Origin of the sequence: Microscilla marina ATCC 23134, from assembly GCF_000169175.1 — a bacterium.
Taxonomy (GTDB): domain Bacteria; phylum Bacteroidota; class Bacteroidia; order Cytophagales; family Microscillaceae; genus Microscilla; species Microscilla marina.
The window spans coordinates 49788-68552 of the sequence record NZ_AAWS01000049.1 but is presented as its reverse complement, the minus strand read 5'-3'; the positions used below and the strand labels follow the sequence as shown (position 1 = coordinate 68552).

Sequence of the window (18765 nt, the reverse complement as noted above, 5' to 3'; positions counted from 1 at the left end):
TTACTACCCATATCATGAAGCAACACGCTACTCCTTTATATGTACTCAGATGGATACCAGGATCAGTTTGGGGGTAAAACAATAAAAAATTATGCGGCAAAATTTGCGTAAGCTATTGCTTGACAACCATCATTTGCCTATGGCTGAGCAACAGCAATTGTTGGAAAATACCATGCGCCAATGGATGGCTTACCTGCCCAATGATGAAGATGTCATTCAGCAAATGGATGACATGCTGGTATTGGGGGTAAAGCTGGATTCTGAGCCATCAAAAGCAACGGGCACGCAGCTATAACATTGCGGCGGGTTTCAACAAATCGCTCAGACTGGCAATGATTCTTTTTTCGGGGTCAAACGCTTGTTTACGTTGTACCCACCAATATTGCCACCCCATGGCTTGCGCACCTTGTATGTCAGCCCGCCCACTGTCCCCTATCATAGTTACCTTGTCGCCGGGTTGCCAGGGAACCAAATCAAAGATGGCTTGTTCAGGTTTTACACTGCCCACTTCACACGAAAAAATAGCACGCTCAAAAAACCTGTCCAAATTTAACTCCCGATAAGGCTGTATGTAAGGTGTAGCAAGATTAGAAATCAAGTACAGTGTATAATATTGGCTTAGCTCATTCAACACTGGTATAGTTTCAGGAAAAACCTGTACTGAGGCTATTTCTTGCTGTAGTTGTACGCCTATACTTTGTCGGTCAATTTTTGATTGCTTTATGAAGGGCATCATCCAAATTGTTTCGAGGGGTTGAGTAAGCACCTTTCGGCGAAATTGCTGAGCAGACATATCGATATGTTGCCTGTACAACTGCATGAGAGGCATTGTAGGGCGGGTTATTTCTACCAGCGTATTGTATAAGTCAAAAACCAGTACTTTTTGCATACGAGCAAGTTTACTTTAATTCATTGAACTAAGAAAGCGTGTTTTTCAAAAAACCTTTTTTTTGAAAATGGTAAAGCCGTAAAGAATCCCTATATTGATTTGCTTTCAAAGCTAAATGTGACTTCAATAATAACCTTAATCTATTAAACCAAATGAAAAAAAATTTACTTTTCGCCTTTATTTCTTTGTTTTTTTGTGGTCTTGCTCAAGCACAATTAACAAAAACAGAAGTAGAAGCATATATGAAACCCCTTAATCTTCAACAGGTGAAAACAGTATACCTTACTTACAACACCAACCAAAAGATGGTATCAAACGCATGGTCAGATAATGGGTATGAATATACATCTGTTGCTTCTCTTCAAATCAAATACACCGCAAACGCTATGCTTTTGAACATAAACCAACGGGCGTATTTGATTCCTTATAAGGCAATTAAACTTTTGCGTTACCGCAAAAGAAACCAAGGAACAGAACTCATAGTGATGCTTTTTGACTAAAAACAAACAGCGCTTACCATTCACAACAAAACCACCCCTCACAATCAAAGCAGGAGTGGTTTTGTCGTCTACATCCAACTATAGATTCGGATAAGAAAGTGCCTTACACCAATTTTTCGGATGTGTTTGACAATGCTACCCAAAATGCTCAGTTTATATGGAGCACTAATATTGTGTTAGACAATGTGGTAATTGTGCGGAAGACGGTGGAGTAGACTATTGAGCGAAAGCGATGTTTAAGCATACATCTCTTTTTATACTTTACTCCAGTAATTGACCACCTTTATAAAATAGACAAATAGATTGCCCTTTGCTATTTAAACGTACACTTGATTTAGCCTTCTCAAACGCATTACTAATATGATACTCATTACTAAGGCTTCTGTAAAATACTTCAGAAAAATTAATGGCATCTCTGTCATGAATGCTTCCACTAAACCCCACTACCTGTTGTATCTTTACAGCCACACGATTAGCCATTTCTTTTGATTGGCAGGCATTTAAAATCACACATTGTACATTCATTTGGTACATTTCAAACACTGTTTCCCAAGAGTTCAATATATTTTGTTGAGTTGATGAGGAGGGAACAGTTCTCTGTCTGCTAGTTCTATCAAATCCTAAGCTCACCCCTGTTTCATCCCCATGGCTGGCTATATGCACTATAGTAGGCTTATGCTCTTCTAACAAAAGTAGCGCATCTTGATATGAAGCAGTATTTTTGACTATTACTTGATATTGTTCTCTAGCATTGCCTTTAGTAGTCAATACTTTCTCAATTTTATCTGCTTCTTTTTTTACATTAATAAATTGTTGATGAGGTAAACAGGCGGTGAGCACCAATACTGTTTTTACTATCGGATTAATGGCAACGGCTGGCTCATAAATCACCTGAGCTGTTTTTTGGTATTGGTAAGTTTGCAACGAAGCCTGCATAGTAGGGCTTATTTTAGACGCAATAAGAAATGATAGTCCTGTGGGCATGGCTGCAAATAAGTGAAACTGGGCTTGTGGGTATAAGCCCATGGCTTTTTTAAGTTCCTCAATAAAAGTATCAGCATACTTCATAACACTTTCCTCGGTACTTAAAGCATCAAGCTGAGGGTTTGTTACGCTTATGTCTATTTCCTGCAAAGGAGGCTCGCTTAAAATGTAAGTATCTGTGGGGGCAATTGGTGCAGATACACTCAAGCGAATGATCACGTTCCCAAACTGCTCATTTTTATGTAAAGGGTGTTTATAGTTCACCAATATAGACTGCTCATTTTTTTGTGAAGCATCAAGATACCATTCCTTTTCTGTGCGATGATAAGTAAATACTTTTACCTTATAATAATCATGCAACAAGCTTCCTAAATGTAACATGGCGGGTATAGGGGCTGCGGCAAAGTAAGCTATAGTAACTCCTGTTCTTAAATAAGGCTGTACTTGGTTTTCAAATAATTGCTTTTGTTGTTCTTTCAACGCCACCCAATCCTCCACCTTTTCACCCAAAGGTTTAATTTTATCATAAGGTCTTACTTCTGTAAACACAAATTCTTTGTTTTGCCAAGCTTCTGGTAAAGCCTCTATACACTCTTCTTCTGAGATTTCCCGATGAATGATATGAGCAATGATGATTATTTTTCTTGCCATTTATTTATTGAGATAATGTAAAAACAGGAGGTGTCCCTCCTATTTATTCTTACTGGTTATACAATCTTTGTGTTTTCAAGTAATGGACTTGGAGCAGTACTTTTTAATAGCTCCTTGAGCACATGCATATCTAACGGTTTATCACGTGCCATGCTTTGCAATATCGCTTGTCCTCCTACTCGTTGAATAATATCTGAGTAGCTAAAGTGTGGGGTCTTTGCTTGGGCAATTTTAACCAACTCTTTAAGTTCAGTTTCTGTGTAGCTCACCCCTTCTAGTATTGTAGCAAACAACTTTTTCAGAATAAATTCATTATTGGGTCGTTTAAACTCCAAAGCTAACCCAACCCTACGCCTCAAGGCAGGATCAAGTACATCCAGGCGGTTGGTGATCATAATCACAGCCAAAGGAACCTTTTCTCTCGAAAGCAAGTCTATTTGTTTGATGAGCACGTTCAGCCCTGCCCTATCTTCGTGATGTGCTTGGTTTTGAGCCCGGCTGGTTGCCAAATCGTCCGCTTCATCTATAATCAGTATTCCTGGGCATTTAGCCTTATTAATTTTAGCTTTGGCATTGGCAAAAGTGGCTGTAATACGGTTAGATATTTCGCCTACCATGCCACCTCCTCTAATGTTTGAAGGGGTTTCGAGCGTGAGTAAATGCGTGCCTAACTGCTGTGCTAAAGGTGAACCTATAGCATTTGCTAAAGCTGTTTTACCACACCCTACCTCGCCTGAAAGCATCACCAATGGACGTATAGGAATGTATTTATCCAAAAAAGACAACTTGCCTTTGTGATGTTTTTTCTTCCAGTTATTTAGCGTATCTGGCTGTACAATCAATCTAAGGTTATGCAGCAAATTAGCCTTGTGTTCTTCTAGCCCCACCAAGGCTTTGTAAGCCTCATCTGCTTGCTTGTCGGGGTGCTTGGTTTCTATTAGTCTTAAAGTATTATCTACCATTCTCCAAATTTTTTAATATTCAAACCATAACCATCTTTAGAATAACTTCCATGGCTGTTGCTTGCTCCAGTTAATTTTTTGCCATTATTTCCCCAGCCTCTTTTCTCAAGTTCTTCATTGGCTTCGTTATAGTTATGAGCCTCAGTATCAAGTATTGCCAACAATGAAACATGGGTATTAGATGGAAGATTGTAAAAATCGTTTCCACCTGAGTCATCATCAATAGAGATGCTTCCATCATTTTTCACTACCTGACATAACCCTCCTATTTGTTCTCCATTAGGTTTTCTAAACTGAAACTCAAACTGACTAAGTACTTGTTTATTCAGTAGGTACAATAAATCAGCTCGCCAACTATTACATTTCTCTGTAGTAATCAAACCTGCATTCCACATATTTAAAGTATCCTCATATATTTTGCCTATAACATACTTTGCTCTTGCCTCAGTATAAGTATTGGTTTGAGAATATGAATTTGTATATGAGTTCATAAACTATTTATCACAATTATTTTTAAATGAGTTACCAAAAATTTCTACCAAACAATCCAAACTTTTGGCATGCTCACCATCTTTATCATAGCGAATGGCTCGTGCCATCTCATCGCGGCTTTGCTCCAACCAACCTGCCAACTCACTAATTTCTAAATTATCCCATTTTTTTGTAACAATATTGTCTTTAGCTACTGGGTCTACTACTGACCATAGTACACTATCGTCTAAATCTTTCTCCTTAAGGCTTTTGGTAAAATCATTGAAAAAGATCGCTTTGTGTTTACTTACTAAATGAGCCAATACACCAAACCAACGGAACAAGGTTTCGGGGTAAGTTTCAACAACACCACGTTGATCGTAAGCTTTAGCAGCTAATAAATTGATCACAAAACTGGGAACTTCTTTTTTGGTATTATCAGTCAAACTAAACACTGCCGATTGAGAGGTATGGTGCGAGTTCCACCACTTTAGAAGGCGTACGCACTCATTAAATTTTACCCGTCCTTTTACCTGATTGCTTTTGTCTGTGCGATCACGGGTAAAACTATTGTGTTTTTGTACTGAGGTGACTACCTCGTCACCATTGCTTTGAATAATCGCTTGCTTTTCATCATTATTGGTGGCAAGCACAGGCACTATATCAAAGTAGATGTCACTAGAAAACTTCAGTTTAATTGACCTCTTGGTACGCTCACGATCAGTATTGGGGTAAGCTTTTGCCACATAACCATCAAAACGATCCAATAACTTTGAACCCTCTACTTTGTTTCCATCACTGTCTTCGCGCTCTACTACAAAAGGCTGGTCTATGTCTTGTCCTTCTTGCTCGGCACTCCCTCGCTTATAGCGTCTTAACCCTGTTTTTTTAGCAAATGATCCTGCTTTGGGCATTGAATGAATGATCAACCCATCATCTTCGGCTTTAGCACTTACTTTCTTCTTTACGCTTTCGCGATGTTGTTTAATAGACCCCCGCTTATTTGGATCAGGGGCAATCCAGTCTACAAAATTCCTGATGCGCACATGAATAGTGCTTCGGTTTGAGAGTTCTCCCATAAAATTGCAAATATTTTTGATTAAAAAACTTTTGCAAAACTATGACCTATTCACCAACCTTCTATCCCCAAAACCAATGATTTCCTACGCTTACAATATCCTCAAAACTAATGAGGGATATCACAGTATAATTCCTGTACTTTGGCAAAGCATTGAGGTACAATGCCCTATTTTTCACTCAAACAAACCGGAAGTATAATGCCAAAACAACAAAAAATATTTGCTTTATTGGTAGGAATCAACCAGTACCACCCTGCAAGTAATGTAACCTCGCTGAATGGTTGCATTGCAGATATAGAAGCCACCGAAAAGTTGTTAAAGGAGGATTTCAAAGTAGCTTCAGGCAATGTATGTAAGCTCACCAACGAGCAGGCTACCCACGAAAATATAGTGGCTCATTTTCAACGCCACCTCATAGCCAATGCTGCTCATGATACCACGCTGTTGTTTTGGTTTAGCGGACACGGGGCGCGTCAACGTACCGATCCTCGGTTTTATAAATATTTGCCCGAAGAAGACCCTGAAAATTTGAAAGATGAGACATTGGTATGTTATGATAGTCGGGCAATAGTGAACGGAACAATGCCCCATCCTGATCTTGCCGATAAAGAGTTGGCAGTGTTGATTGATTTGGCGGCTAAAAAAGAGGCGGAAGTGGTCACCATATTTGATTGTTGCCATTCGGGCGATATTACCCGTAGCGATCCAGACCACTATGAACGCACTCGTTTGATAAAGGACAGGGATGAGCAAGAACATGAACTAGCAAGGGACTATGGCAAACCTAATGCACCTTTTAGTCGAGGCTACCTGGAGGGATATTACCAAAAGCATCAACTTGACCGTATTCCTAAAGGGAAACATTTGCTATTGGCGGCTTGCCAATATTATGAAACTGCCAAAGAGTGTACTATTAAAGGAGACAGGCGAGGCATATTTAGTTACTACCTACAACAAGTAATTACGCAAAATCCTGCCGTTACTTATACCAATTTGTTTGAACAATTGCGCAGTGTAATAGCCTTTGAAAGTACTCAACGCAACTTTAGTAGCCCACAAACACCCCAGTTTACTGCCTTGGCGGGCTTTGACACTGATCAAATCATATTGACCAAACAGAAGCCTGAGTACTTGAGCAATAAGTATGAAATTACTTACAGCAATGAACAAAAAGAGTGGCAAATAAAGTATGGTGCCAACCAAGGCTTACCTACCTCGGGCAAGGTGATAAAGTTTGATATATACGATAATCCTACTCTCCAAAAAGCGATGACCGAAGGGTATGTCAAAAGTGTAGAAGTCAACTACAGCACGCTTGCCTTAGAGCATAATTTATCGCCCCAACAGCGCTATTGGGGGGAATTGACCCAACTAGATGATGTACCTGTGTATGTTAATTTAGAAGGCGACTTTATAGGACAAAAGGAGTTGCACTTATTTATCAAAAAGCAAGGAACTACCTACTTTGCTATAGATAATAATAAAAAGCATGAGTTTAGAATAAATATAGATCAAGGAGACTGGCAATTGTTTAAGGACAAGAAAACTGAAGCCTTGGTAAACGAGCCTTTTGCCCCTGGCAAGGTAGTTCACAAACTCAATCGTTTGGGACGCTGGCACTTGCTGCGCAACAACCCAAATAAAAACACACGATTTAAGATTCCTGAATTTAACTTTAGGGTAGAAGACACCCTACACCATCAAGTGCTTAAGGGTACAAGTGCTTTTCAAAATAAGGCATTTGTTTGTGCCCCTAATGAGGAGGGGGAATGGATACTCGATGCTGAAATAAAAGGGCAGAATTACCTGGATAAAAACTTGTTTTTCACCTTGCTATATTTCGCTTCTGATTATAGCATACAGGTGCCTTACAATCAGTGTATTAAAGCCAGCAAACCTTTTGTAATAGATGAACAGGAATTTGTTATGAAGCGTGGCAATACCAATGTCGAATGCATACAATTGATGGTAAGCACCGAAAAGGTAGAAAGTCATTTTTTATCTCAATCAGGACTGACATCAGACAATGAAAGGGAGATGCGAACCAAGAAAAAAAGTACCGATTGGTGTACAGTGACGATGGAGTTGAATTTGGTGAAAAAGTAAAAAATGCTGATAATGTACATACTAAGCCTTAGTACATTGTAAATTAAGTAAGTTGTTATTTAGTTCGAGTTTATTTTGTTTGCTGGCGATCTTTACAAATAGAGCATAGCCAAAGCTACGCGATTTTTGTAAAGAGAAGTCAGAGGGCAAAAGAAGCCGAAAAAAGCATAAGACATTTATTTTACAGTGTACTTATCTCGACTTTAGCCATTTGCAAAAAAGAAACCCACTCCGGGAAAAACAAGTTAAAATTGTGACCAAACATTTTTAACAATGCAAATATTCCCGAATGAGTTTCTTGATGTGATAATACAATTTAAAGGTGTGTTTTCAAAGCATATATATTCGCATGTTCAATTTTTACTGGCAGGGGCAATCTTATGTCAAGGTAAACGAACCATAAGCTCTGTGCTTCGCATCTTGGGTTTGAGTAAGGTAAAGAACTTTGGCAAGTACCATCGTGTTTTGAGCAGAGCCAATTGGTCATCATTAAGATGTTCTAAAATTTTACTTCATCAACTTCTTAAGTGATTGCTTCCCGGAGATAAGTTAGTATTTGGGATAGATGAGACTATTGAACGAAGGTGGGGTAGAAAAATCAGTAAACGAGGAATTTACAGGGATAGTGTCCGGAGTAGTAAATCCCATTTTGTCAAGTGTAGTGGATTGTGTTGGCTTTGTGTGATGTTATTGACCGACATCGTATGGGCTAGTCGGGTTTGGGCATTACCCTTTTTAAGTGTTTTAGCACCCAGCGAACGATAGCAAAAAACATAAAACGCTCACCAATTAGGCGTATCAGATGGTTTTACAAGTAAAACGTTGGTTGCCAGATAAGGACATCATTGTAGTGGGAGATAACAGCTATGCATCCATAGAGTTTCTTGACAAAGCACGTAAATTGGCCACAATCATTGCCACCATGAGAATGGATACAGCTTTGTATGATTTCGTGCTCCGGGGCAGAGAGGGCGTAGTCGGGTAAAAGGTGATAAGCTACCTAAATTGCCCGACGTATTGAAAGGCTGCCAAACAGTTTGGCAAAATATCACCAAATGGTATGGGCAGGTAAATAAAGTAATGAAAGTGACTACAGGAACTGCTTTATGGTATCGGGCAGGAAAACCAGTGATTCCATTAAGGTGGGTTTTGTTGTGTGATCCTGATCAAAAACTTGAGCCAAGGGCAATACTCTGCACTGATTTGTCTCTTTCTTTAAAAGAGATTGTGACTTACTATGTCAGGCGTTGGTCAGTAGAAGTTACCTTCGGGGAAGTAAGAAAGCACCTGGGAGTAGGAACTCAAAGACAATGGAGTGATGAACAACACCTGCGTTGATGAGCTTATTTTCTATAGTCACATTAATGGCTCACAGGCAAGCACTCATAGGAGAGTTGCCAACAATAGAGACTTCCTGGTATAAAAAGCCGTATCCAACCTTTAGTGATGCGCTGGCTTACACCAGGGGGCTTTTTTGGAATAAATTTAATTTTTTACACTCGCCAAAAACAGGCGAGTGTAAAGTAACAATATCAAAAGATTTGCTCGAGCATATGCAGCAGGCATTAATGTATGCTACATAAGGCTAAAGTCGAGATAAGGAATAGTACCAAAATAAATTTACATTTTTAACGTCATCTTTCGCTGACAGAATTCGTTAAAAAAACTTGACGTAGCGCTGCTATGCCGCCGTCCCGCAGGGCTGGCTCAACATCCACTGGATATTGCCCTGCCTCCCCTGCCAACAAAATATTTTGGCGTTATTATAGAACTTTATTTTTACACCATTCCTTAGTATAAAATAGCTTTGGTTACTTGGGTAACCAAGCCAACATTTATTTACCCAAAAACGCTTATGCATCAAAATCATATGTTGCATACAGTTCTATCGAGATTACAATATTCAGATGACGACTTTCCTTAAAGTTCATCTGTCTGGTATTCAAGATAGAACGTATGAAAAAAAAATCTATAGAGGGAGTAATTGCTGCCCTGTTCAATGATCAAAAGTTATACAAGGCATTGCTTGCCAAAGCGCAACATGTATTGCAAAACAATGCCGAAAGTATAGATGTGGTAAACGATGCCTACATCAAGTTATTTGAGGAACTTAACCAAGGCAAAGAGGTTGCTAACATGCCTGGCTTTCTCTGGAGCACTTGCTACCGCAAAGCAGTAGATGTCTTGCGTAAAAGACAAAACAGTCTTCAGTATGTGGCTCATTGCAAAGCTACTTTTAGCAGTAGTCAAACTTGTCGCCAAATGAAACGTTTTGAGCAAGCGGGCGAATGGAACCATTGGCTTAGCCAGTTGCACCTCACCAACGATGAGCTTGTCTTGTTTGAGTATATACAGCAAGAGTATACCAATCAGGAAATAGCACAGGTATTGAACACCGCACCCGACGAAATCAGAAAAAGGAAGTTTTCGCTTAAGCGTAAATTTCAAAAGCTGGTCAAGCGGGCATCTTAACCTATTTCACCCAAGCCGAATGTTTGTCGATAAACGTTCGGCTTTTTTGCATGAAAGGTAGTTTTATTTCAATTTTGATCTTTCAAATCATTGAGACTTTTAAATAAGATAACTGTTATGATCAAGCAAGTATATAAAATACTGTCATTGGCAATGCTATTAAGCCTAAGTGTTACTGCCTGGGCAACACCTACCAAGGTAGTGGTTCGTGCCAAGGCCAAAGACGCCAAGTTTATTGGTTCATCGGTAGGTGGGGCAATGATAATTATCAGAGATGCCACCACAGGCGAAATTTTGGCCAAAGGTATGACCAAGGGCAGCACTGGCAATACTGGGCTCATTATGCGCAAAGCGCACGAACGTTATCAATCTATTGTTGATGACCGTACTGCCAAGTTTGAAGCAACTATAGACATCAAAGTCCCTACTTTTGTCACCATACAAGTGATGGCTCCTTATAATAAAAAACAAGCCACCATCACTGCCCAAACACAGGTTTGGCTTATTCCAGGCAAAGACATTGCCGGGGAAGGTATTATCGTAGAGATTCCAGGATTTATTATAGACATACTGGCACCTCAAACCCACGCGTTTACTTCTTTGGGCAAAACCAAGAATCAAATAAATATTGTTGCCAACGTAGTGATGATGTGTGGTTGTACTATTTCGAAAGGTGGCTTGTGGGATGGTGACAAAATGGAAGCCAAGGCGTTGATTAAACGTAATGGAGAAAGCTATAAAACGGTAGAGCTAAAGCTAGGCAAACAAGTCAATACATTTGAGGGGGTGCTGAAAACAACCGAGACAGGTTTGTACGAAATAACCGTGTATGTGTACGATGCCCGCACAGGCAACACTGGCGTAGACAAAGTAAATGTAGTAATTGGGAAGTAACAATACATTCCCCTCAAACACCTATTTTATCAGGAAAAATTCTTGTGCAAAAACCTTAGCAATACTTACAAAACAGGCATTGCTAAGGTTTTGGTTTTAAGGCGTACCCAAAGCTCTTTGCTTTTGCAATGCTTCAGCGTACCAATCAAACTCGTTTAAAAAACGGGTAATGCGCTTAAGATACGCCTCGTCCTGAAGCTTTCCTTCGCTGTTAAACACCTGACCTATTTTAGAAAAATACATAATAGAAGGAATACTGGGCATTCCCAGCTCTCCTGTCAGGTTGCGTAAATGCATGGCTACTCTGGCTCCTCCAAACGCCCCTGGTGAATAGGTAACCAATCCACTTGGCTTGTAGAAATACTCTTTTTGAAAATGGTCCAGCATATTCTTAAGGGCAGGAGGCACACTATGGTTGTATTCACCACTTACCACCAAAAAACCATCGGCTTTGGTAAGTATTTGGGCTATTTTCTCCATATTTTCAGGGGCTTCTCCTGCAGGATATTCTTTGTACATTTTGTCGAGCAATGGCAAAGGCAACTCAAGCGGATCTATAAGTGTAGCAGTGTGCCCACGTGCCTCGACCTGCTGGGCTACAAACCGAGCTACATGAATACCTTTGCGATTTTGGCGTACTGAACCATACAGTAGAGCAATGTTTAACGACATAGTTTGAGATTGTTAAGTAAGGTTTAAGGTAATTTAAATAACATTTGCTATACAACAACCGTTTTTTTAGCTTAATTCATCAAAGCCCCAGTCTTAACAATACACTAACACTCTTGCTGTTGTATTACCACGCAAAACTATTTTAGCTTTATATACCCCCACTTGCGACCTTTACGCACCAATGCTATTCCGTCAGAAAAATCATACGCTTCCTGAAACTGAGGCTTAATCACAAATTCGCCTTTTTTATTAATGTATCCCCATCGATCGTTTTTTTCAACTGGTGCCAAGCCTTCTGCAAAAACCAACGCCTCGTCGAAACTGGGCTTAATCACATACTTCCCTTTTTTGTTGATGTATCCCCACTTGCCTTCGTCTTCTACCCTTGCCAACCCTTCTGAAAAATCATCTGCTTTGGCAAAAACAGGCTTGACTACAAACTCCCCCTTTTGGTTGATAAACCCATAGCTGTAGTTGTATTCTACACAAGCAAGTCCTTCGATAAAATCATCAGCAACGCTGAACTTGGGCGCAATCACTATTTTTCCTTTTTTGTTGATATACCCCCATTTTCCTTGCTGTTTAATGGGTGCCAGCCCTGCCGAAAAAGCCCAGGCTTCGTCAAACTGTGGTGTAATCACTATCTTTCCGGCTTTGTTGATATATCCCCATTTTTTGTCTTGACGAATAGCCGCCAACCCTTCCGAAAAATCTCCGGCAATGATATACTGTGCTGCAATCACAAAATCACCTTTTCGGTTAATGTAGCCTTGTTTATTGCTTTTTTGTACTCTTGCCAAGCCATTGGGGGCAAAGTTCCAAACCATTTCAAACTGAGGCTCAATGACCATTTTACCTGTTCTGTTGATGTAGCCGTAGCGATTATTTTGGGCTACAAACGCCATTTTTTGAGAAAAAGCTCCAGCACGCTTGTACTTTGGGGCAATTACCCACTCAAAAGATTGTTGTGCAGTTGCCCAATGATGCGTTATTAGGCAAAAAATTAATGTCATAATTGTTCTCATAGTTCTTTTATTTATCAGAGTAATGATTTTGCTCAACCTTTCTCTGCAAGGGTGTAGCTTTTTGTTATAATTCCTCTCTTCTAACATACAAAAAAAGCCCTTGTTACTACAGTAATTTTATAACTTTAAAAGTCACACAAATACTAATTGTACTATTTTATCTTACAATCTTTTTAAGTAAACATCAAGATGTTCCCAACCTGGCGATGCCTTCTTTGATTAATACAATAAAACTTTTCCATTCATCCCAAATATTGATACTTTTGTGCAATTATTTTTTTGGTCTACTTCTAAATTTGACTTTTTAATTCAAAATGATATCTGTATCAAATCTATCCCTTCGATTCGGGAAACGAACCCTTTTTGAGGAAGTTAATATAAAATTCACCCCTGGAAACTGTTACGGCGTAATTGGAGCCAACGGCGCTGGAAAATCTACCTTTTTAAAAATATTATCAGGGGATGTAGACCCTACCACTGGTCATGTAGAAATCACCCCTGGTGAGCGCATGGCAGTGCTTAAACAAGACCACTTTGAGTTTGACGAGTATCCTGTGTTAGAAACTGTCATCATGGGGCACGACAAACTTTACAGCATCATGAAAGAAAAAGATGCTATTTATGCCAAACCTGACTTTAGTGAAGATGACGGCATGCGTGCTTCGGAACTGGAAGCTGAATTTGCCGAAATGGATGGTTGGAACGCTGAAAGCGACGCGGCTGGTTTGTTGAGTGGCTTAGGGGTAACCGAAGACTTGCACACCAAAACAATGGGCGAACTAAACGGTGGCGATAAAGTAAAAGTATTGTTGGCGCAATCGCTGTTTGGCACCCCTGACATTCTGATTTTGGATGAACCTACCAACGACTTGGATGTACACACCATTAAATGGTTGGAGGACTTCCTGATCAACTTTAAAAATACAGTAATTGTAGTATCTCACGACCGTCACTTCTTAGATACGGTATGTACCCATATAGCAGACATTGACTATAGCAAGCTTAACCTTCATACGGGTAACTACAGCTTTTGGTATCAGTCAAGTCAGTTGGCAGCCCGTCAACAGTCTGACCGAAACAAAAAGAACGATGAAAAACGCAAAGAGCTTCAAACATTTATTGAACGATTTAGTGCCAATGTAGCCAAGTCTAAACAGGCTACAGCAAGAAAGAAAATGCTTGAAAAGCTTTCAGTAGACGATATAAAGCCATCGAGCCGCCGTTACCCAGGCATTGTGTTCAAACCCGAACGTGAAGCGGGCGACCAAATACTAATGGTTGAAAACCTAAAGAAAAGCATAGAAGGTAAAACCTTATTTTCTGGGGTTAGTTTTATGCTACACAAAGGTGATAAAGTGGCTTTTGTGTCTAAGGATAGCCTTGCTGTCAGTAGCTTTTTTGAAACCTTGATGGGTGAGTTGGAACCTGACGAAGGAACTTATAAATGGGGACAAACCATTACTGCGGCTTATTTGCCTAATGATAACACCAAATATTTTGAAGGGGTACAAGATAACCTGATAGATTGGTTGCGTCAGTTTACCAAAACCGAAGAAGAACGCGAAGAAACTTATGTACGAACATTTTTAGGACGTATGCTTTTTACAGGCGAAGAAACACTGAAGAGTGCATCGGTACTTTCGGGAGGTGAGAAGGTAAGGTGTATGGTATCTAAAATGATGCTTCAGCAACCTAACTTGCTAGTGCTAGACGAGCCTACCAACCACTTAGACCTGGAATCAATTACAGCTTTTAACAATGCATTGATCGACTATCAGGGTAATGTGATGTTTGCTTCGCATGACCACGAGTTTATGCAAACAGTGGCCAACCGTATCATTGAGCTTACTCCTAACGGAATGATTGACCGCATGATGTCTTATGACGAATACCTTGAGCGGGATGATATTCAGAAGGTACGAGAAGAAATGTATAGTTAGGTAATGCTCCCCCATATTGGGTAGTTTTTATAGCAAAAAGCGAAGGGGTACCCAAGTGTACTGTTTCGCTTTTTTGCTTTAATTATGGTAATTAAAGCATTCAGAATCAAAGCTGTTCAAACAATTGGACAAATTTATTGGTATAAAATTAGTATGATGAATTAGCATATTTTACATTCTTATACTTTCGTAATAAAGCTTCTCATGCAAGCCATTATATTTACAGGCATACAAGCTACCGGAAAAAGTACTTTTTATAAACAAAAGTTTTTTGACAGCCACGTACACATTAGTCTTGACCTATTGCGTACCCGCCACCGTGAAAAGGTATTTTTAGATGCTTGTTTACAGACCCAACAATCTTTTGTCATAGACAATACCAACCCTACAAGACAAAACCGACAACAGTATATAATGCTGGCAAAGGCAAAAAGTTATGAAATTATTGGCTATTATTTTGAGTCTAAAATAAAAGACGCCATCACACGCAATAATTTACGCTCTGGCAAGGCACTTATTCCCGAAAAAGGAATCAAAGGTACCTATAACCGCCTGGAGGTGCCATCGTTAGACGAAGGTTTTGACCAATTATTTTATGTACGCCTCAACCACAATGATTGCTTTGACATAAGCCCCTGGAAGATATAAAACCCAGGTCAAATTTTATAGATTTAACTCCTCAGACAATGACAGACTCTATCCACAGTAAACTAGACATTATAGAAAATATCACTCAAGCTTTTGATCAAGTATCAGGCTTTATGTATAGCCTCACCTCGGCTCAGTTTATGCAAGCCTCCACTGGCCAATGGTCAGTCGGACAACACCTTCATCACCTGGTGCTATCTACCTTGCCTATCAATGCTCTATTATTGGGCGATATCGAACATATCAAGGTTTTTGGTGCTCTTGAACGTGATACTTGGAACTACGAACAGCTTGTGACCCAGTATCAAGCATACCTCACACAAGGGGCTAAAGCCAAAGGTAAGTTTGTTCCGGATGAGCTTACACCGTATGATAAACAAGAAGTGATTGAAGCCTTTGTGCAGGCAAAAGAGGCCTTGATACTAGCAGTAGAACAATGGGATGACGATCAACTGGACAACTATTGTATTCCTCACCCACTGTTAGGCAAGCTATCGGTGAGAGAAATGCTGTTTTTTACAATTTATCACACCCGTCACCACTTCCAAGGAATCAAGCGATTGTTACGAAATATACTGAACTAAATATAGCAAAATGAAATTTGATGAACTGGATGCCAGAATGCGGGTTTTCGAGAGCGCCAACGATTTTCTGGTACTGCCCAATGTGTATATGGTTGCCCGACTCGATGGCAGAGGATTTACCAAGCTTACCAAGCAAAACTTGTCGCTCGAGACGCCTTTTGACGTGCGATTTAAAGACTACATGATTGCTACTACTACTCACCTGATGACGTGTGGGTTTAAGTTTGTATATGGCTACACCGAAAGCGATGAAATATCTTTGCTGTTTGACCTGGAAGAAAATATTTTTGGACGCAAAACCCGCAAGCTGGTGTCTTTGCTGGCAGCCGAAGCCAGCGCCAAGTTTGCTCTATTGATTAATCAGGTGGCCAGTTTTGACTGCAGAATATCGCAGCTGCCCCGCAAACAAGATGTCATAGATTATTTTCGCTGGCGCAATGAAGATGCTTTTCGGAATTCACTGAATGCACATTGCTACTGGATGCTCAGAAAACAAGGAATTTCGGCTAAAAAAGCCAACGATGAAGTAACAGGGCTATCAGTAGCTCAAAAAAACGAGCTGCTTTTTCAGGCAGGTATCAACTTTAATGATTTACCTTTGTGGCAAAAAAGAGGGGTGGGTTTTTACTGGACCACTATAGACAAAGAAGGGTTCAACCCTCGAACTAATGAAAAGGTAACGGCACAACGAAAAACACTGGTAACTAATGATGCCTTGCCTATGAAAGATGCCTACAGTAATTTTCTTACCGATTTGCTGTAATTTCAATAGTCCAGAGGGAGTTACCAAGTCTATAAAGTATTGATTTTCAGAAATTTATAAAAACAGCAGTTAAAAGCAGACTCGAATAAATGTTTACCTTACTTATGCTTGATCATCAAAGAGTGAAAGTAACTTTATTTATATAGGGCTTTCTTATAAAAAATGAGAAATCTCTCTGAAGCTTACAAAGTTCGAGGTATCGATCGGGCGTGAAGACACTGCCCTCCGAGGACAAGCTCGGAGCAGGCAAGGCGGGAATGTGGTTTTCGAGGGTATATTCTCCTGAAAAACCACATCACCGCCTCCGCTAGTGTCTCCACCTGCGGATGAGTACATGAATAAAAACTTGAATAAAATGTTGATAATGAGCCTTATATAGGTTTTATAAGAAAACCTTGTTTATTTATATGACTGATTATCAGCAAATACTTTCACTTGAAATCACTGCAGAGTATTGGTGATTTAGAAAGTTTGCTTTATTATATGGTGTTATAATTAAAAACTCCCTGACAAACTTAGTCTTGTCAGGGAGTTTTTGTAGTGGGTAATAAAGTAGCTTAGTTTAAATTTTCTTTTTAGACTCAGCCTCTATAGTTTCCACTTTACCATCTTCATATTTTGATGGACACTTCATCAAGATTTTGCTTGCTACAAACTCATTGCCTTGCACTTTGCCTACTACTACTACTTGTTCGGCTCGCTCAAAATCATTGGGTTTGGGGCTATGGTAAGTTACTTTTACCGAATTGCCTTTGTTGTCTACCAATATAAATTTAAACAAGTTCGGGTCTATGTGTGGGCGATATTCCATTCCAGTATATTTCCCGTTACTGTCTTTTTTAAGCTTGCCTACTACGTGTACATTCTGATTGTTCCCGTTTTCGGCTTTGGCAAATGCCTCGTCAAAGCTTACATATTGGCTGGCATCTCCTGCCGCTACTATGATCATCGAAATGGCGATGGCTATTACTACAATACCAATAATATGTGATGTTTTCATTCTGTATAAATTTTATTCTGAAAAAGCTACCTTGTTAACCACGTACTTCCTTTTCAAGTTTTTTTATTTTTCTATCCAAATTAATCAAGTACAAAAATACTCCAGTGAGTACTATGCCCAGCACCAATACTACCACATAGATTTTCCCATTTTGCCTCAGCACATCTGCCATAGGAGCATCAAAAGGGCGCTTTACCTTAGGAGTTTGGGCATACAAGTTTATAAATGAAAGTGATATAAACGCAATGACAAATGTTAGTTTTTTAAATATTTTCTGCATAATTATCATTTTTAAGATCCTGCTATTTCCTTTTCATACTCTTTGTCTATCATTGTTTGGGTTACTTTACGTAACCTCACTCTAAGGGTAATGATCCACCACCCTAACAATGACCAACCTATAATGGCAGGATAAAACACCACCCGCATAGCTGAGTTTACATCATTTTGCACATTAAAAGTAGAGTTTTCGGCACTACCAGGGTGCAACGATGCCACCAAACGAGGCAAAATATACAATAATGGAATAAGGGCGGCAAAAGCAAAAATATTATAAACAGCTGATATTCGGGCTTTTTGCTGCTCGTCTACCAGCGAACCTCTCAGTACAAAATACGCCAGGTAAATCAAGATACCTATAGCCGCCATATTTTGTTTAGGATCGCCGCTCCAGTAGCCACCATCGGCTATATACCAGGTAAATCTAGCCCAAATCATTCCAGTGACTAACCCCAACACACCAAATATAATCCCGGTGTTGGCGGCTTCTACTGAATAGTGGTCATAAACAGGGTTGTTGGTTTTGAGGTAACGAATCGCATTGTATACTGACACAGTAAAGATAATGAGCATACTAAACCACATAGTGACATGAAAGTACAGGTTCCTTATGGTTTCGTTGAGTATGTCTTTACGGGGAACATCAAATAGAAAACCTCCTACAAGTGTGTAAAATAACAACACTATGCATAGAAGCTTCCACCAGGCGAATTTCTTCATATATAAGTTATCTAATAATCATCGTCATAATACGTGGGCAAAGTTAATGATAAATATTTTCTTCTTAACAAAAACTTGAAGGATGTATGCAGGCATTTCTTACATGCCTTATTCAAAAATGGTGGG

At 39.6% G+C, this 18765-nt stretch carries 22 protein-coding genes; 12 read left to right on the top strand and 10 right to left on the bottom strand.

What is annotated here, in order from left to right:
- Positions 1-91 precede the first annotated feature (91 nt).
- Positions 92-295 (top strand): hypothetical protein, encoded by a 204-nt coding sequence (locus tag M23134_RS30065; protein ID WP_002702945.1) that lies wholly within the window; start codon positions 92-94, stop codon positions 293-295.
- On the opposite strand, the gene M23134_RS30060 is transcribed toward M23134_RS30065, so the two are convergent.
- A complete protein-coding gene (locus tag M23134_RS30060; RefSeq protein WP_002702944.1) occupies positions 290-889 on the bottom strand; it encodes an HAD family hydrolase in 600 nt (199 codons plus the stop codon). The genes M23134_RS30065 and M23134_RS30060 overlap by 6 nt on opposite strands.
- Before the next feature lie 152 nt (positions 890-1041).
- On the opposite strand from M23134_RS30060, the gene M23134_RS30055 reads away from it, so the two are divergent.
- A complete protein-coding gene (locus M23134_RS30055; protein WP_002702943.1) occupies positions 1042-1389 on the top strand; it encodes a hypothetical protein in 348 nt (115 codons plus the stop codon).
- Between the two features lie 261 nt (positions 1390-1650).
- Here M23134_RS30055 and M23134_RS30050 read toward each other — a convergent pair whose 3' ends face one another.
- Genes M23134_RS30050 through M23134_RS30035 form a run of 4 tightly spaced genes read right to left on the bottom strand, consistent with a single transcriptional unit; the run spans position 1651 to position 5536 of the window.
- Positions 1651-3024: an SAVED domain-containing protein gene (locus tag M23134_RS30050; RefSeq protein ID WP_002702940.1), complete on the bottom strand. Its 1374-nt coding sequence runs from the start codon at positions 3022-3024 to the stop codon at positions 1651-1653.
- Positions 3025-3080: 56 nt separating this feature from the next.
- Entirely contained in the window at positions 3081-3986 is a 906-nt protein-coding gene (locus M23134_RS30045) for an AAA family ATPase (RefSeq protein ID WP_002702939.1), read from the bottom strand.
- The gene (locus M23134_RS30040) at positions 3980-4477 is read right to left on the bottom strand and encodes an HORMA-1 domain-containing protein (RefSeq protein WP_045114623.1); all 498 of its coding nucleotides are present in this window, start codon (positions 4475-4477) and stop codon (positions 3980-3982) included. The genes M23134_RS30045 and M23134_RS30040 overlap by 7 nt, the downstream gene beginning before the upstream one ends.
- Before the next feature lie 3 nt (positions 4478-4480).
- A complete protein-coding gene (locus M23134_RS30035) occupies positions 4481-5536 on the bottom strand; it encodes a CBASS oligonucleotide cyclase (RefSeq protein ID WP_002702937.1) in 1056 nt (351 codons plus the stop codon).
- 198 nt (positions 5537-5734) lie between these two features.
- Between M23134_RS30035 and M23134_RS30030 the strand changes: the two genes are divergently transcribed.
- The 6 genes from M23134_RS30030 to M23134_RS30010 all read left to right on the top strand — a co-directional run bounded on the left by M23134_RS30030 (position 5735) and on the right by M23134_RS30010 (position 11008).
- A complete protein-coding gene (locus tag M23134_RS30030; RefSeq protein WP_157558719.1) occupies positions 5735-7642 on the top strand; it encodes a caspase family protein in 1908 nt (635 codons plus the stop codon).
- Between the two features lie 273 nt (positions 7643-7915).
- Entirely contained in the window at positions 7916-8173 is a 258-nt protein-coding gene (locus M23134_RS42795; RefSeq protein ID WP_075164091.1) for a transposase, read from the top strand.
- A gap of 271 nt (positions 8174-8444) precedes the next feature.
- Complete coding sequence (locus tag M23134_RS39150; protein ID WP_002702935.1) at positions 8445-8627, top strand: hypothetical protein; 183 nt, start codon at positions 8445-8447, stop codon at positions 8625-8627.
- A gap of 95 nt (positions 8628-8722) precedes the next feature.
- Positions 8723-8980 carry a hypothetical protein gene (locus M23134_RS39145; protein ID WP_198145115.1) on the top strand — a complete coding sequence of 86 codons (258 nt, stop codon included), beginning with the start codon at positions 8723-8725 and terminating at the stop codon, positions 8978-8980.
- Between the two features lie 618 nt (positions 8981-9598).
- Positions 9599-10114, top strand: coding sequence for an RNA polymerase sigma factor (locus M23134_RS30015; RefSeq protein WP_002702929.1), 516 nt, complete (start codon positions 9599-9601; stop codon positions 10112-10114).
- A 117-nt stretch (positions 10115-10231) separates the two neighbouring features.
- Entirely contained in the window at positions 10232-11008 is a 777-nt protein-coding gene (locus tag M23134_RS30010) for a hypothetical protein (protein WP_002702928.1), read from the top strand.
- A gap of 96 nt (positions 11009-11104) precedes the next feature.
- Here M23134_RS30010 and M23134_RS30005 read toward each other — a convergent pair whose 3' ends face one another.
- Together M23134_RS30005 and M23134_RS30000 are read right to left on the bottom strand one after the other, a co-directional pair.
- Entirely contained in the window at positions 11105-11680 is a 576-nt protein-coding gene (locus M23134_RS30005) for an NADPH-dependent FMN reductase (protein ID WP_002702927.1), read from the bottom strand.
- 137 nt (positions 11681-11817) lie between these two features.
- Positions 11818-12693, bottom strand: coding sequence for a WG repeat-containing protein (locus tag M23134_RS30000; RefSeq protein WP_198145114.1), 876 nt, complete (start codon positions 12691-12693; stop codon positions 11818-11820).
- A gap of 326 nt (positions 12694-13019) precedes the next feature.
- On the opposite strand from M23134_RS30000, the gene M23134_RS29995 reads away from it, so the two are divergent.
- From M23134_RS29995 to M23134_RS29980, 4 genes are all read left to right on the top strand, one after another.
- Entirely contained in the window at positions 13020-14645 is a 1626-nt protein-coding gene (locus M23134_RS29995) for an ABC-F family ATP-binding cassette domain-containing protein (RefSeq protein WP_002702925.1), read from the top strand.
- A gap of 204 nt (positions 14646-14849) precedes the next feature.
- Positions 14850-15293 carry a bifunctional polynucleotide phosphatase/kinase family protein gene (locus tag M23134_RS29990; protein ID WP_002702924.1) on the top strand — a complete coding sequence of 148 codons (444 nt, stop codon included), beginning with the start codon at positions 14850-14852 and terminating at the stop codon, positions 15291-15293.
- A gap of 38 nt (positions 15294-15331) precedes the next feature.
- Positions 15332-15877: a DinB family protein gene (locus M23134_RS29985; protein ID WP_002702922.1), complete on the top strand. Its 546-nt coding sequence runs from the start codon at positions 15332-15334 to the stop codon at positions 15875-15877.
- 10 nt (positions 15878-15887) lie between these two features.
- A complete protein-coding gene (locus M23134_RS29980) occupies positions 15888-16640 on the top strand; it encodes a tRNA(His) guanylyltransferase Thg1 family protein (RefSeq protein ID WP_002702919.1) in 753 nt (250 codons plus the stop codon).
- A gap of 562 nt (positions 16641-17202) precedes the next feature.
- Here M23134_RS29980 and M23134_RS29975 read toward each other — a convergent pair.
- The 3 genes from M23134_RS29975 to ccsA are packed head-to-tail and all read right to left on the bottom strand — an operon-like array spanning position 17203 to position 18639.
- On the bottom strand, positions 17203-17640 hold the full coding sequence (locus M23134_RS29975; protein WP_002702917.1) for a cytochrome c maturation protein CcmE domain-containing protein: 438 nt from the start codon (positions 17638-17640) through the stop codon (positions 17203-17205).
- Positions 17641-17674: 34 nt separating this feature from the next.
- Positions 17675-17920, bottom strand: a complete 246-nt coding sequence (locus tag M23134_RS29970; protein ID WP_002702915.1) for a CcmD family protein — start codon at positions 17918-17920, stop codon at positions 17675-17677.
- Between the two features lie 11 nt (positions 17921-17931).
- Positions 17932-18639 (bottom strand): cytochrome c biogenesis protein CcsA, encoded by a 708-nt coding sequence (ccsA, locus tag M23134_RS29965; RefSeq protein WP_045114621.1) that lies wholly within the window; start codon positions 18637-18639, stop codon positions 17932-17934.
- Positions 18640-18765: the final 126 nt, after the last annotated feature.

Coding starts and splice junctions, on each gene's coding strand:
- M23134_RS30065 (WP_002702945.1), top strand. CDS start 92: ATGCGGCAAAATTTGCGTAAGCTATTGCTTGACAACCATCATTTGCCT.
- M23134_RS30060 (WP_002702944.1), bottom strand. CDS start 889: ATGCAAAAAGTACTGGTTTTTGACTTATACAATACGCTGGTAGAAATA.
- M23134_RS30055 (WP_002702943.1), top strand. CDS start 1,042: ATGAAAAAAAATTTACTTTTCGCCTTTATTTCTTTGTTTTTTTGTGGT.
- M23134_RS30050 (WP_002702940.1), bottom strand. CDS start 3,024: ATGGCAAGAAAAATAATCATCATTGCTCATATCATTCATCGGGAAATC.
- M23134_RS30045 (WP_002702939.1), bottom strand. CDS start 3,986: ATGGTAGATAATACTTTAAGACTAATAGAAACCAAGCACCCCGACAAG.
- M23134_RS30040 (WP_045114623.1), bottom strand. CDS start 4,477: ATGAACTCATATACAAATTCATATTCTCAAACCAATACTTATACTGAG.
- M23134_RS30035 (WP_002702937.1), bottom strand. CDS start 5,536: ATGGGAGAACTCTCAAACCGAAGCACTATTCATGTGCGCATCAGGAAT.
- M23134_RS30030 (WP_157558719.1), top strand. CDS start 5,735: ATGCCAAAACAACAAAAAATATTTGCTTTATTGGTAGGAATCAACCAG.
- M23134_RS42795 (WP_075164091.1), top strand. CDS start 7,916: ATGCAAATATTCCCGAATGAGTTTCTTGATGTGATAATACAATTTAAA.
- M23134_RS39150 (WP_002702935.1), top strand. CDS start 8,445: ATGGTTTTACAAGTAAAACGTTGGTTGCCAGATAAGGACATCATTGTA.
- M23134_RS39145 (WP_198145115.1), top strand. CDS start 8,723: ATGAAAGTGACTACAGGAACTGCTTTATGGTATCGGGCAGGAAAACCA.
- M23134_RS30015 (WP_002702929.1), top strand. CDS start 9,599: ATGAAAAAAAAATCTATAGAGGGAGTAATTGCTGCCCTGTTCAATGAT.
- M23134_RS30010 (WP_002702928.1), top strand. CDS start 10,232: ATGATCAAGCAAGTATATAAAATACTGTCATTGGCAATGCTATTAAGC.
- M23134_RS30005 (WP_002702927.1), bottom strand. CDS start 11,680: ATGTCGTTAAACATTGCTCTACTGTATGGTTCAGTACGCCAAAATCGC.
- M23134_RS30000 (WP_198145114.1), bottom strand. CDS start 12,693: ATGACATTAATTTTTTGCCTAATAACGCATCATTGGGCAACTGCACAA.
- M23134_RS29995 (WP_002702925.1), top strand. CDS start 13,020: ATGATATCTGTATCAAATCTATCCCTTCGATTCGGGAAACGAACCCTT.
- M23134_RS29990 (WP_002702924.1), top strand. CDS start 14,850: ATGCAAGCCATTATATTTACAGGCATACAAGCTACCGGAAAAAGTACT.
- M23134_RS29985 (WP_002702922.1), top strand. CDS start 15,332: ATGACAGACTCTATCCACAGTAAACTAGACATTATAGAAAATATCACT.
- M23134_RS29980 (WP_002702919.1), top strand. CDS start 15,888: ATGAAATTTGATGAACTGGATGCCAGAATGCGGGTTTTCGAGAGCGCC.
- M23134_RS29975 (WP_002702917.1), bottom strand. CDS start 17,640: ATGAAAACATCACATATTATTGGTATTGTAGTAATAGCCATCGCCATT.
- M23134_RS29970 (WP_002702915.1), bottom strand. CDS start 17,920: ATGCAGAAAATATTTAAAAAACTAACATTTGTCATTGCGTTTATATCA.
- ccsA (WP_045114621.1), bottom strand. CDS start 18,639: ATGAAGAAATTCGCCTGGTGGAAGCTTCTATGCATAGTGTTGTTATTT.